The organism is Hymenobacter sp. UYP22, from assembly GCF_040547285.1.
Lineage (GTDB): Bacteria > Bacteroidota > Bacteroidia > Cytophagales > Hymenobacteraceae > Hymenobacter.
Map to the genome: position 1 here is coordinate 37,085 of NZ_JBEPPK010000001.1, position 12,638 is coordinate 49,722.

A 12,638-nucleotide genomic window follows, 5' to 3' on the forward strand; every position below is an offset into this window, starting at 1 on the left:
TGCGGTATGCAACAGGTTATTGAGGACTTGAGCAGCGGCCGGTACTACCGCTCAGGACGGTTGTCGCAGCACTTGCTATGGCTGGCCTGCGGGGCAGGAGTGGCCGGGTTGCTGGCGTTCCGGGCCCTGATTGCCCTGAGCCCTCTGGTGGGGGTGGCGGCCGTGCTAGCCAACCCCGGGCTGCGGCAGGTTGTGCCCCGCTACTGGCGCAACGGGGCGGCCCTGCGGGCGGTGGCGCTGGTGGGGTTTCTGGTGCTGAGCGGCTTGTATACCAGTCAGTGGGCAACCTGGCGCCACGAGCTGTTTCGGAGCCTGACGTGGCTGGCGGTGCCCCTGGCTTTCACGCTGGCGGTGCCCCTGAGCCGCCGGCAGCGGCTGACCGTGGGCGCGCTGTTCGTGCTGAGCGTGGCCGGGGTGGGACTCACGACCATGCTGCAGTACCTGCTCAACTCCACCCATGCCAATGAGGCCATCCGGATGGGGCAGAACATGCAGGCCGTTACGGGTACGTTTCACATTGCCTTTGGAATCATGCTGGCCCAGGCGTTTTTCTGGGGGCTGCTGCTGCGGCGCAGCCCCTTGGCGGGGCGCGTACTGCGGGGGGCGTTGCTGCTGGCAGTGGTGGCTATAGGGCTCACGCTGCACGTGCTGGCCTACCGAACGGGGCTGCTGGTGCTGTACGCGGGGCTACTGGCCTGGGCGGGGCGTTTGCTGCTCCGCCGGAACCTGGTGGGCGGCCTGCTGCTGCTGGCAGGCGTGGCGCTGGTGCCTTGGCTGGCCTACCGCACCCTCAACTCGGTGCAGCAGCGGGTGGGCGCCACGCTGCATGATGTGGCGCAGTACACCCAGGGCCAGGACATTAACGAGTACTCCCTGGCCCAGCGGCTGGCCGCCGTGGAAACTGCCGGGGCCATCATTCGGGAAAACTGGCTGTTGGGCGTGGGGCCGGCCGATGCCTACGCCGCTATGCTCGACCAATACAGTTGGCGGGACTTTGGGCTGCGGCCCGAAAACCGGGTGAACGTGCACAACCAGTATCTGAGTACCCTGGTGGGCGGAGGAGTGGTTGGGCTGGCGCTGTGGCTAGCAGTGCTGCTCTGGCCGCTGGCGCAGCCCGCAGCCCGCCGAAACCCCTACGTGGTGGTATTTATCTTCACCCAAGCCGTGGCCATGCTGGTGGTGGATATTCTGAGCCTGCAAATCAGCCTGAACCTATTTGTATTTGGGTACGGCTTTGTGGTAGTTGCTGCCGAAACTGCCCAGCTGGGGCCCAAACAGGAGCCCGCCTTGCCCTAGGCTACGTCGCCCGTTCGGCCAACCAACCGGTGCCGCGGCCTCATCCTCTTACTTTTCTCCCGCCCCGGTACAATGTCCCAGCCCTCCGCACCCCGCACTATGTCTTCCCGCATCCGGTCCATCTTCAGTGGGTCGGTGGGCAACCTGGTGGAGTGGTACGATTGGTACGTGTACTCGGCCTTTGCCCTGTATTTCGCCCCGGCCTTCTTTCCCAAAGGCGACCTTACGGCCCAGCTGCTCAACTCGGCGGCCATTTTTGCGGTGGGGTTTCTGATGCGGCCCCTGGGCGGGTGGCTGATGGGTATCTACGCCGACCGGGCCGGGCGCAAGGCGGCGCTGCTGGCCTCGGTGCTGCTCATGTGCGGCGGCTCACTGCTGATTGCCCTCACGCCGCCCTACAGCAAAATTGGGGTGGCCGCGCCGGCTTTGCTGGTGCTGGCCCGCCTGCTGCAGGGCCTGAGCGTGGGCGGGGAGTACGGTACCTCCGCTACCTACCTCAGCGAAATGGCCGATGCCCGCAACCGGGGCTTTTTTTCCAGCTTTCAGTACGTAACTCTCATTGCCGGGCAACTGTTGGCTTTGCTGGTGCAGCTGGGTTTGCAGCAGGCCTTAACCCCGGCGGAGCTGGCTGATTGGGGCTGGCGAATACCGTTTGCCATTGGGGCGCTGGCGGCGCTGGTGGCCCTGTACCTGCGCCGCACCATGGAGGAAACCGACGCCTTCAACCGCCAGGAAGCCACGCCGCCCTCGGCCGAAAAACCCAGCCAGCTGCGGATTTTGCTGCAGCACCCGCGCGAGGTACTCACGGTGGTGGGCCTTACCATGGGCGGCACAGTAGTGTTCTATACCTTCACTACCTACGTGCAGAAGTTTCTGGTGAATACTGCCGGCTTCAGTAAAGACCAAGCAACGCTCGTGTCGTTTGGGGCGCTGGGCGTAGCCATGCTGCTGCAGCCGCTGATGGGCGCTTTATCGGACCGGATTGGGCGGCGGCCGGTACTGCTGTTTTTTGGGGTGGGGGCCACTTTGGCCACGGTGCCGCTGCTCACGGCCCTGGCTCAGCCGGGCAGCGTGGGGGCGGCTTTCGGCTACCTGCTGCTTGCCATGCTCATCATGAGCGGCTACACCTCCATCAATGCCGTGGTGAAGGCCGAGCTGTTCCCCACGGAAATCCGGGCGTTGGGGGTGGGGCTGCCGTACGCCCTCACGGTGGCCATTTTTGGGGGTACCGCCGAGTACCTGGCCCTATTGGCCAAGGACAACGGCGTGGAGCATTGGTTTTACTGGTACGTAACGGCTTGCGCGGCGGCCTCCCTACTGGTGTACTGGCGCATGGCCGATACGCGTGCTACCTCGCGCATCAGCCAGGAGGAAGCCCAGGCCGCTACTGGATTGTAATGGTATCGGTCAGGGCTTTGGTGGCGTTGGGAAACAACAGCACGTACGTACCGGGCTGCGTGGCCACAAACTGGTAGGTACCCTGGTAATCGGCCCCTGTTTGGGCGCATACGCAGCCCTCGTAGCGCACCGTGGGCACCAGGAAGGTTTTATTGCCGTCCTTCTGCTCCCGCAACTCCTTGAATTTCCCGCAGCTGCTGGGGATGCTTACCGTGTAGGAAACCGGTACCGGCGTGCCCACCGTACCGGTTCTCGGGCCGGTTACCTGCGTAACGGAGCCCACCGCCTCCTGGCTGCATTCGGCCTCATCACTCTGGGAAAGACAGCCGCCTAACCCGGCAAGGAAAGGAGCCGCCAGCAGCAGACGAAGGGTGAAAATCTTGAAAGTCATCATAGAAGGAGTACGCTTTGGTGGCAGAACTGCGGACGGTGTAGGAGCAAGAGCTCTGGCTCCGGGCGAAAGTTGCAGGCCGTAGGCAACCTAACGCGCAACTTAGGGTATAATTATTGAGGAAGAAGTTTATTGCCCGTATCCGGGCAGAAACGTGCCTTCTCTCTTTCCTGCGCTATATGCCCCTTTTATTTACTCGGCCTAGCCAGTTTTCTGTTCGTATGCTGCTGACGCTTCTGGTGCCACTAGCCGCCTGTTCAGAGCCGGACAAACCCCAGCAGGCTCCCACTCGACCCAGCCCACCGGCCACGGTAGCAGCCTCGCTGCCCGGCGGCGCGCAGCTAGCCATCCGCTACAGCCGGCCCTCGGCCAAGGAGCGCAAAGTATTCGGGGGCCTGGTGCCGTACGGGCAGGTGTGGCGCACGGGAGCCAACGAGGCCACCACATTTCAGGTAAACCAGCCCGTAACCGTGCAGGGCCAGCCCCTGCCCGCCGGCAAGTATGCCCTGTTCACCATCCCTACGGAAAAAGACTGGACCATCATTTTCAACAAAACGGCCACGCAGTGGGGGGCGTATGAGTACGAGGCTGCCGACGATGTGCTGCGCGTGAAGGCTACACCCGCCACTAGCCCCCAGCTGCTAGAGCGGTTTACCATCAAAGCTACCGATGCCGGGCAGGTTACGCTGGCTTGGGAGAAAACGCAGGTCAGCTTCGTGGTGAAATAGTTTCAGAAGAGAATGGAGCCTGATCCAGGGTAGCCGCTAGCTAATTACCTCATTTAGTCAGTACCCATAGTCAGCAATGTCAGGGTCGGAGTCTACGGCGCTCAAATAGAATTGGACTACCGGCTACGTCGGTTTGGGTGAGATACACCAGAGTAAACCAAAAATTGGTTTCGTACTTATTGCCGCCGAATCGGCCGATAACCTGGCCGGGTTGCACGGCCTGCCCTACCTGTACCGTAGCGCCATACTGGGCCAGGTTGGAGTAGCTGCCGTAGGTGCCATCGGCATGATAGATGAAGACCGTATTACCTTTCTTGCTGGAGCGGGCATTCTTCTGGTCCTGACGCACATAGGCCACGGTACCGGCCCGGACTGCCACAATGGGTGTACCATCAGGGAGAGCAAAAGCGTACTGTTTTGGGGCCTTCTCGCGGGGCCGGATGGTATCGGTGGCCGCTTGGAATGGCAGCGGGCAGTTTCGGATGCTATCCGGTACTTGGCCGGTATACACGCCAACATCACCCTGCGTGGAGTAGCGGTAAGAAAAATCGGCTTTTTCTGGCGTTAGAGTGACCAGAACATGGGGTGCGGCATCAGGCGGCAAGGCTACGCGGGCTGGTAGCGGCACTGAGCTGCGCATAGATACCAGTTTAACCCGCAGAATAACAGAGAAGGGAACCGGGCCGTAATTCTCCCCCACAATGAACACTCGGCCATCCTCGTGCTTGACTTGGTAAATTTTGTAAGGCCGTACTACCTGCCCACTACCCGGTGTGTGGGCCAGCAGTAATAAGCTGCTGGCCGCAGCAACCCATGCTATTTTCATAATCGGCTAATACATTGTAATTCGATAGGCAATTAGCCGTTTACCCGCCGCCCAGCACGCTTTCCACCCAGCCCTTGCCCCAGTCGGCCAGTTCCTGCGCGGTCCAGAGCTGGGGGTAAAAGATGCGGCGCTGAAACTTGGGAGGCAGGTACTGCTGCCAGTTGGTGCCGCCGGTGGCCGCAATGGCATCGGGGTGGCGCTCCAGGTAGCGCACCGCCGATTTGTAGTGCATCAAAGGCCAGTTCACATTCACGTTCACGTCCAGCTGCTTGAGCTGGCGCAGCAGGCGCGGGTTTTCCTGGCCCTCGGGGCCGACGGGCAGGCGCTGCACCACGGCCCAGAGGTTGCGGTGTTCGTACTCGCGGGCGTGGGCCAGCAGCCGGTCGGCGTATTTCTTCTCGAATTCCGTCAGGGTAAGGGCTTTGGCCCCGGTTTCTACCACCGTGGCCCCCGATTTCCAGTAGATGCAGCCCAGCAGTTCATCGTGGGCGGCGGCCTCGCCCAGCAGGCGGCGCTGCTCCTCGGGTACCAGGTTGCTCAGGGCGGTGCTGGCCAGCTCAATCATGCGGTACTGCACGCTCTGGAAGCCCGAGGCCGGCATCAGCGCCATCCGGAACTCCAGAAACTGCTGCTTGTCCATGCCGTCCACCATCACATCAAACGAGTCGATCAGGTTTTCGAAGTAGCGGTTGATGCGGCCCACCCGGCGCGTGACTTCCTCCACGGTGGGCGCGGCCAAATCGCCCAGCTGCTCATACTCGCAGAGGCAGAGCTTGAAGTACAGCTCCGTAATCTGGTGGTAGATGATGAAAATTCGCTCGTCGGGGATGGTGGTGAGGGGGCGCTGCAAGCTCAGCAGGGTTTCCAGCTGAATATAGTCCCAGTAGCCCAGGTAGCGGGTGTGGTAGAGGCCTTCCAGGTAAGCGGCCAGGTCCTGGTCGTCGGCGGCGTAGCGCTGTTGCAGGCGCTGCAGCTGCTCCAGCACGGCCGGCGAAGGTTGAAATTCGGGAGTTGTCATGCGGCAAGGGCGGAAAGGAGGGTAGTGGGTACAAAGATGTGAGAAATGTGAGGGAATGCAGGCAATGTGGAAAAGCAGGCGGATACGGAAGGGCAACTCTTCCATCTGTTTATTCTGGCTCACCCCGCTGGCATTTCATCACATTTCCCACATTTCAATCACATTAAAAATTACCTTTACCCTGCTTATGGCAGAAAAATCCAGCATTTTCGATATGATAGGGCCGGTGATGATAGGACCCAGCTCCTCGCACACGGCCGGGGTGGTGCGCATTGCGCGGGCCGCCATCCGCATTCTGGGCAGCGTGCCCACCCACGCCACCATCACCTTCTACAACTCCTTTGCCCGCACCTACGAGGGCCACGGCTCCGACCGCGCCATTGTGGCCGGCCTGCTGGGCATGCCCACCGACGACGTGCGCATTCGGGAGGCCTTCGACCACGCCAGGAAGGCCGGTTTGCAGTACACGTTTCAGGGCGTGGGCAATGCCTCCACCATGCACCCCAACACCATTAAGCTGCAGCTGCGCGATGAGCGCACGGGCCAGGCCGTGGAGGTAATCGGGCAGAGCCGGGGCGGGGGAGTCATCCGGATTGTGGAGGTGGATGGCTTCCCGGCCGACTTCTCCGCCTCCCTGCACACGCTCATCATTGATGCCGACGACGTGCCGGGCTCCATTGCCTTCATTGCCAGTGTTATTGCCCACGACGACTGCAACATTGCTACCATGTTCGTGAGCCGGAAAGGCAAGAACGACGCGGCCCGGCAGTTCATCGAAATCGACTCGGGCCTGCGTGACATTACCCTGGAATACCTGCGGCAGTTGCGCTGGGTGCACCGGGTTACCTACATCCCCACCATCGACTAACGGCGGAACCGGCCCGGTTAACGGCGAATTTTGCACGGTTTGTTGATTTGTGATTTTGCGGGTTCGCGCCATCCGATACCTTTGGTGGCCTCGGCCACCGCACTCCGCTGAAATGCCCGGTGCGCCGGTAGTGTCCGTCAGCCCTCAACTCTTTTCTTATGAAGTGTACATCTTGGCTGCTGCTTGGCGTGGGCTTGCTGGCGGCCGGGCCGCTACGGGCCCAGCAGGCGCCGGCCCAGCCCCCGGCCGGCTCCTTGCCCGCCGCCGCGCCTTCCGGCCCCTGGTCACTGCAACGCGCCATTGACTATGCCCTGCAAAACAACCTGACGGTGCGCGGGCAGCAGCTCACGGCGGAGCTCCAGAATGCCACTCTGCGCCAGAGCCGGGCGGCCCTGCTGCCCTCGGCCAACCTCTCGGGCACCCAGGCCTGGAACTACGGCACCAGCCTTGACCCGCTCACCAACGACTTCGTGAGCCAGACCATCCGGTCTAATAACTTCTCGGCCAACTCGCAGGTAACGCTGTTTTCGGGGTTTCAGCTGCGTAACACGGTCAAGCGCAACATCCTCGATTCGGAAGCCAGTCTACTGGATATCGAGAAGTCCCGCAACGATTTATCCCTGAACGTGGCCTCCGCGTTTCTGCAGCTGGTGCTATCGGAGGAGTTGGTGCGGGCCAACGAGGTGCGGGTGAGTAGCACGCGCAGCCAGGTAGAGCGCACCCAGAAGCTGCTGAAGGCCGGCTCTATTCCGGAAAGCAACCTGCTGGACATCCAGGCCCAACAGGCTTCGGATGAGCTCAACGTTATTACGGCCCAGAACCAGCGCGACTTGGCCCGCCTCTCGCTTGCTCAGCTATTGAATCTGCCTTCGCCCACGGGCCTTACTATTGAGGTGCCGCCCCTGGCTGACCCCGATGACGAGCCCCTGCTGACAGCTGACCCCGACGGCACCTACCAAACGGCCCAAAGCCTGCTGCCCGAAATCAAGGCCGCCGACCTGCGCGTGCGCTCCGCCTCCCGCAGCCTGGATATTGCCCGGGGCGCTTATTATCCGCGTTTGGCCTTCGGAGCGGGGATTTTCACGGGTTTCTCTTCCTCCCGCCTGGCGCGGGTATTCAACGGCGACTCTACGGAGGCCGTGGCCGTACCGGTGTTTCAGCCGGGCGTGGGCGGGCAGCCAATACCATCCCAATACTTTTTGCTGCAGCCCAAGCAGGCTATTCCGGAGCTGCTGCCGTCGGGTTTCTCCTCTCAACTGAAGGATAACCTGGGCAAAAACCTGCAATTCTCCCTGCAGATTCCCATTTTCAATGGCTTGCAGGTGCGCACCTCCGTGCAGCGCGCCCAAATCAACATTCAGCAGCAGGAGCTCCGCGCCGAGCAAACCCGCCTGACGGTTCGCCAGAATATTCAGCAGGCCTACGCCGACGCCATTGCCGCCCAGCGGCGCTACCTCTCGGCCCGGCGGCAGGTGGAGGCCCTCACCACGGCCTACCGCAACGCCGAAATCCGCTTCAATAACGGCCTGCTCAACGGCACCGAGTTCAACATTGCCAAAAACAACCTCACCGCCGCCGAGTCCACCATGATTCAGGCCAAGTACGAGTTTATCTTCCGCCGTAAAGTGCTGGATTTTTACCAGGGCCGGCCCATTGCCTTGTAGTTTCTCCTCTCTCAGTTAACCGCTTTTTACTTCATTCATAGAGTAAAGATACGGTAACTAAGAACGTGTCTTCCAGTTGCATAAGACGTTACCAGACCAACATGAAAAACAACCGTACCCTCTACATACTGCTGGCCCTGCTGGTGGTGCTGCTTGGCGGATTTATGCTAGCGAAAAAACAGGGTTGGGTAGGTAAGCCGGCCGGCACCGAGGTGCTGGCGGCCAAGGCCACGCCGGCTACCATTGTGGAGAAAGTAAGTGCCTCGGGCAAAGTGCAGCCCGAAACCGAAGTGAAGATTTCCCCCGACGTATCGGGCGAAATTACCGAGCTGTACGTGGAGGAGGGCGACTCCGTGAAGAAGGGCCAATTGCTGCTGCGCATCCGCCCCGACAACTACCAGGCCGTGGTGAGCCAGCAGAGCGCCGTGGTGGGCACTCAGCAGGCCAACGTAGGCCAGAGTCAGGCCCGCCTGCAGCAGCTCATTGCCAGCGCCCGCCAAACCGAGCTAACCTACCGCCGCAATGCCTCTTTGTACAAGCAGAAGGTGATTTCGCAGGCTGATTACGAGGCCAGCAAAGCCGCCTACGATGCTTCGCAGGAAGAAATCAACTCGGCCCGCCAGAGCATTCGGGCGGCCCAGAGCAGCGTGCGCAGCGCCCAGGCCGGCCTCGACGATGCCCGCCGTAACCTCGATAAAACCACGATTTACGCCCCGGTAAGCGGCACCGTCAGCAAGCTCAACGTGAAGAAGGGCGAGCGGGTAGTGGGTACTTCCCAGATGGCCGGCACCGAAATCATGCGCATTGCCAACCTCAACAACATGGAGGTGCGGGTGAGCGTGAATGAAAACGATATCATCAACGTGACGCTGGGCGACTCGGCCGACGTGGAGGTGGACAGCTACGCCAGCAAGGACCAGAAGTTCCGGGGCGTGGTAACGGCCATTGCCAACACGGCCAAGGATGCCCTCACGGCCGAAGCCGTAACTGAATTTGAGGTGCGCATCCGCTTGCTGCCCGAGTCGTACCGCCAGCTGATTCGCACGGTGCAGGGCCGCAGCGTGGTACCCTTCCGCCCGGGCATGACGGCCTCCGTGGACGTGATTACCAACCGCAAAGCCAACGTGCTGAGCGTGCCCCTGGCCGCCGTAACCACCCGCTCCGACAGCACCAAAACCGAGGACAAGAAGAATACCCCCACTGTACGCGTGAGCCGAGGCAGCGGCGCCCAGCCCGATAAGCCCGCGGCCACCGGCATTAAAGCCCCCGTGCAGGAAGTGGTATTCCTGATCCGCAACGGTAAGGCGGTGATGACGCCCGTGAAAACCGGTATCAGCGACTTCCAGAACATGGAAATCCTGAGCGGTATCCAGGCCGGCGACCAGGTGGTGAGCGGGCCGTTCCGGGCCGTATCCAAAACCTTGAAGGATGGCGCCTTGGTGGTGGTGAAAGATGCCAAAACCCTGGACAAAGCCGCCATGAAGGAAGATGCCCCTACCGAGGAAGAATAACTACAGCTGAGTTAATAGCTCATTCTGAGTTCCTAACCATTCCGGAAGGCTGCCGCTACCACCCGTTAGCGGCGGCCTTCCGTTTTTTTTGGCTAAGATTGACGTAAAGTGATTTAGTGAATGAGTGATTTAGTGAGTTGGCCGTTTGGTCCGGCTACTCTGCACGACCCGCGCCGCTGGCACGGCCAACTCATTCACCAAGTCACTAAACCACTAAATCACCATTTCCCACCCCTTGGAAAAAATAGCCATGCTGGGCGGCGGCTCCTGGGCCACCGCGCTTACCAAAATTCTCTCCGAAAACGGCAGCCGCGTACACTGGTGGATGCGCAGCAAGGACGACGTGCAGCACCTGCTGCGCACCCGCCACAACCCGCGCTACCTGTCCTCGGTGGCCCACGACCTGAGTCGGGTGCTGCCCACCACCGACCTGGATGAGGCCGTGCGTGAGGCCGACTGGCTGGTACTGGCCGTGCCCGCCGCCTTCGTGCAAAGCACTTTGGATAAGCTGGGCCGCGACGAACTGAAGAACAAGCGGGTTATTTCGGCCATCAAGGGCATGATTCCGGGCAAAAACGTGCTGGTGACCGACTACGTGGTCGAGCGGTTCCGGCTGCCCCATACTCGCCTGGGCGTAGTGGCCGGCCCCTGCCACGCCGAGGAGGTGGCTCTGGAAAAGCAGAGCTACCTCACCATTGGCTCTCCGGATGCTGACCTGGCCGAGGAATTCAGCCGTTTGCTGCGCAACCGCTACGTGAAAGCCAACCCCGCCGAGGACCTCGACGGCATTGAGTACTGCGCCGTGATGAAAAACATCATTGCCCTCACCGGCGGCATTGCCCACGGCCTGGGCTACGGCGACAATTTTCAGGCGGTGCTGGTAAGCAACGCCGTCCAGGAAATGCGCCGCTTCGTGCACGCCCTCAACCCCCAGCCCCGCGACCTGTCGGCCTCCGCCTACCTGGGCGACCTGCTGGTAACGGCGTACTCGCAGTTTTCGCGCAACCGCACCTTCGGCAGCATGGTAGGGCGGGGCTACTCCGTGAAATCGGCGCAGCTAGAGATGAACATGGTGGCCGAGGGCTACTACGCCGTCAAGAGCATCTACGAGCTGAACCGCAAGCTGCAGGTGTCCATGCCCATCACCTCGGCCGCCTACCACATCCTCTACGAGAAGATTTCCCCGGCCATTGAAATTGAGCTGCTGAAGGAGAAATTTAAATGAGAACCTGGAAAAGCTACTGGCAATTTGTCGTAACTAACTGGGTAAACTGCGTGTGCTTAGTTGGAGCTACTTATTTGCTATGTGTATGCTGGGCGGCAGTAGAAAATGGTAGCAAATTCAGCTTATTCGATGATGCTATTCTTGGGCCTATGGTCTTAATACTAGGCTATGGCATTGTAGTATGGCCGTGGTTCCTAGCAGCTATGTTAACGATGGACTCATTGCTCTATCTGGCTGCAACGAGCCTATCTAACCATGTGAAGAAGCGTGTTTTAAATGGTGGCTTGCTACTTGAGTGCGCTATTATTGGCAGCCCATTTATCTATTGGGCAATTACACAGGACTATCCTCTTTGGTATTTACTCGTAACTGTGCTCATGCTATCACAGCTAATTTGGCGTAGAACAATGCTTCGAAAGTTGATGGCATAAGTAATTTAACCACACACCACATGGGCACCTGGGACTACCACAATCTTGACAATGACGACGCGGCGGATTTCGCCGAGAATTTCCGCCAGGAGCCCAACGAGGCCATCCTGTACGAGGCCTTGGCTACCGCCGCTGAAACGGAGGATTATCTGGAACTACCGGAAGCTGCCGAGGCGTTGGCCGCCGCCGAAATTGTGGCCGCCATTCTGGGTCACCCCGGCACTGATTTTCTGCCGGGCCTGCTGCTGGCCGTGAACGGGATGGAAGTGGACGATGACCTGGCCGACTTGGCGGTAGAGGCGGTGGAAGCCGTAGTGCGCAAATCGGAGCTGCAGGAGAAGTGGGCCCAGTCGGCCGATTACGCGCAGTGGCAGCAGCACCAGCAGGACCTGCTGGCCCGCTTAACGGCCGAGTAAGCGTGCACTGGCTGGCCCTGGCCCTGCTGACGGCGCTCTGCCTGGCGGGCTACAACTTCTTTATTAAGCTGGCCGCCGGGCATATCTCGGCCGCGGCGGGAGCGGTGATTCTGCAACTGGTGGCGGCAGCCCTGGGCGGCGTGTGGCTGTTGTTGCTCCGCCTGAAGGGGCAGCCCCTGGAATTAAGTTCCAAGGGCGTAGGGTTGGCGATGCTGGCCGGAGCCGGCGTGGGCCTGGCCGAAATCCTGACGTTCGTGGTGTTTAGCCGGGGCGTGTCCTCGTCGGTGGGTACGCCGGTTATTGTGGGGGGCTCGGTGCTGCTGACAGCCGTGCTGGGTCTGGTGATACTGCGCGAGACCCTGGCCTGGCCGCAGGCGCTGGGGTTGCTGTGCATTGTGGTGGGCATTGCCCTGCTGGCCCGGGGGCATTAGCCTTACCGAATCAACACCAGCGTGCCCGCCAGAATCAGGCCAGCGCCCAGGCCGGTTTGCCAAGTGAGCTTTTCGCCCAGAAACAGCACCGACAGCCCGATGGCCAGCGCCACGCTCAGCTTATCCACCGGCGCAACCTTCGATACCGGCCCCAACTGCAAAGCCCGGAAATAGCACACCCAGGACAGGCCCGTAGCCAAGCCCGAGAGCGTCAGGAACAGCCAGTTTTGGCGGGTAAGGTGGGCCAGACCCGGCAGCCCGCCCTGGGCATACACAATGCCCCAGGCCAGCCCCAGCACCATCACCGTGCGCACCGCCGTAGCCAGGCTAGAGTCGACGCCCTTCATGCCCACCTTAGCCAGAATAGCCGTGAGAGCCGCAAATACCGCCGAAAGCAACGCATACGTCCACCACATAACTAGCCGCTGGATAAGG

General features: G+C 60.9%; 13 protein-coding genes. 9 read left to right on the plus strand and 4 right to left on the minus strand.

What is annotated here, in order from left to right:
• Positions 1–6 precede the first annotated feature (6 nt).
• Positions 7–1,296, plus strand: coding sequence for an O-antigen ligase family protein (locus ABIB60_RS00170; RefSeq protein WP_354576914.1), 1,290 nt, complete (start codon positions 7–9; stop codon positions 1,294–1,296).
• Between the two features lie 72 nt (positions 1,297–1,368).
• Positions 1,369–2,694, plus strand: coding sequence for an MFS transporter (locus ABIB60_RS00175; RefSeq protein WP_354576915.1), 1,326 nt, complete (start codon positions 1,369–1,371; stop codon positions 2,692–2,694).
• Here ABIB60_RS00175 and ABIB60_RS00180 read toward each other — a convergent pair.
• Positions 2,681–3,088 carry a hypothetical protein gene (locus tag ABIB60_RS00180; protein WP_354576916.1) on the minus strand — a complete coding sequence of 136 codons (408 nt, stop codon included), beginning with the start codon at positions 3,086–3,088 and terminating at the stop codon, positions 2,681–2,683. The genes ABIB60_RS00175 and ABIB60_RS00180 overlap by 14 nt on opposite strands.
• A 218-nt stretch (positions 3,089–3,306) precedes the next feature.
• Here ABIB60_RS00180 and ABIB60_RS00185 point away from each other — a divergent pair, with 218 nt between their 5' ends.
• Positions 3,307–3,813: a DUF2911 domain-containing protein gene (locus tag ABIB60_RS00185; RefSeq protein WP_354576917.1), complete on the plus strand. Its 507-nt coding sequence runs from the start codon at positions 3,307–3,309 to the stop codon at positions 3,811–3,813.
• A gap of 79 nt (positions 3,814–3,892) precedes the next feature.
• On the opposite strand, the gene ABIB60_RS00190 is transcribed toward ABIB60_RS00185, so the two are convergent.
• Positions 3,893–4,639, minus strand: coding sequence for a M23 family metallopeptidase (locus ABIB60_RS00190; RefSeq protein ID WP_354576918.1), 747 nt, complete (start codon positions 4,637–4,639; stop codon positions 3,893–3,895).
• A gap of 40 nt (positions 4,640–4,679) precedes the next feature.
• Positions 4,680–5,657 (minus strand): tryptophan 2,3-dioxygenase family protein, encoded by a 978-nt coding sequence (locus ABIB60_RS00195; RefSeq protein ID WP_354576919.1) that lies wholly within the window; start codon positions 5,655–5,657, stop codon positions 4,680–4,682.
• 187 nt (positions 5,658–5,844) lie between these two features.
• Here ABIB60_RS00195 and sdaAB point away from each other — a divergent pair, with 187 nt between their 5' ends.
• The 6 genes from sdaAB to ABIB60_RS00225 all read left to right on the plus strand — a co-directional run bounded on the left by sdaAB (position 5,845) and on the right by ABIB60_RS00225 (position 12,203).
• Entirely contained in the window at positions 5,845–6,525 is a 681-nt protein-coding gene (gene sdaAB, locus ABIB60_RS00200; RefSeq protein WP_354576920.1) for an L-serine ammonia-lyase, iron-sulfur-dependent subunit beta, read from the plus strand.
• A gap of 158 nt (positions 6,526–6,683) precedes the next feature.
• Complete coding sequence (locus ABIB60_RS00205) at positions 6,684–8,189, plus strand: TolC family protein (protein WP_354576921.1); 1,506 nt, start codon at positions 6,684–6,686, stop codon at positions 8,187–8,189.
• A 101-nt stretch (positions 8,190–8,290) separates the two neighbouring features.
• Entirely contained in the window at positions 8,291–9,700 is a 1,410-nt protein-coding gene (locus ABIB60_RS00210) for an efflux RND transporter periplasmic adaptor subunit (protein ID WP_354576922.1), read from the plus strand.
• Positions 9,701–9,935: 235 nt separating this feature from the next.
• Positions 9,936–10,925 carry an NAD(P)H-dependent glycerol-3-phosphate dehydrogenase gene (locus ABIB60_RS00215; protein ID WP_354576923.1) on the plus strand — a complete coding sequence of 330 codons (990 nt, stop codon included), beginning with the start codon at positions 9,936–9,938 and terminating at the stop codon, positions 10,923–10,925.
• Between the two features lie 451 nt (positions 10,926–11,376).
• On the plus strand, positions 11,377–11,772 hold the full coding sequence (locus tag ABIB60_RS00220; RefSeq protein WP_354576924.1) for a DUF4259 domain-containing protein: 396 nt from the start codon (positions 11,377–11,379) through the stop codon (positions 11,770–11,772).
• A gap of 2 nt (positions 11,773–11,774) precedes the next feature.
• Positions 11,775–12,203, plus strand: a complete 429-nt coding sequence (locus ABIB60_RS00225) for an EamA family transporter (RefSeq protein WP_315997549.1) — start codon at positions 11,775–11,777, stop codon at positions 12,201–12,203.
• Between the two features lie 2 nt (positions 12,204–12,205).
• Here ABIB60_RS00225 and ABIB60_RS00230 read toward each other — a convergent pair whose 3' ends face one another.
• The gene (locus ABIB60_RS00230) at positions 12,206–12,619 is read right to left on the minus strand and encodes an EamA family transporter (protein WP_354576925.1); all 414 of its coding nucleotides are present in this window, start codon (positions 12,617–12,619) and stop codon (positions 12,206–12,208) included.
• Positions 12,620–12,638 lie beyond the last annotated feature (19 nt).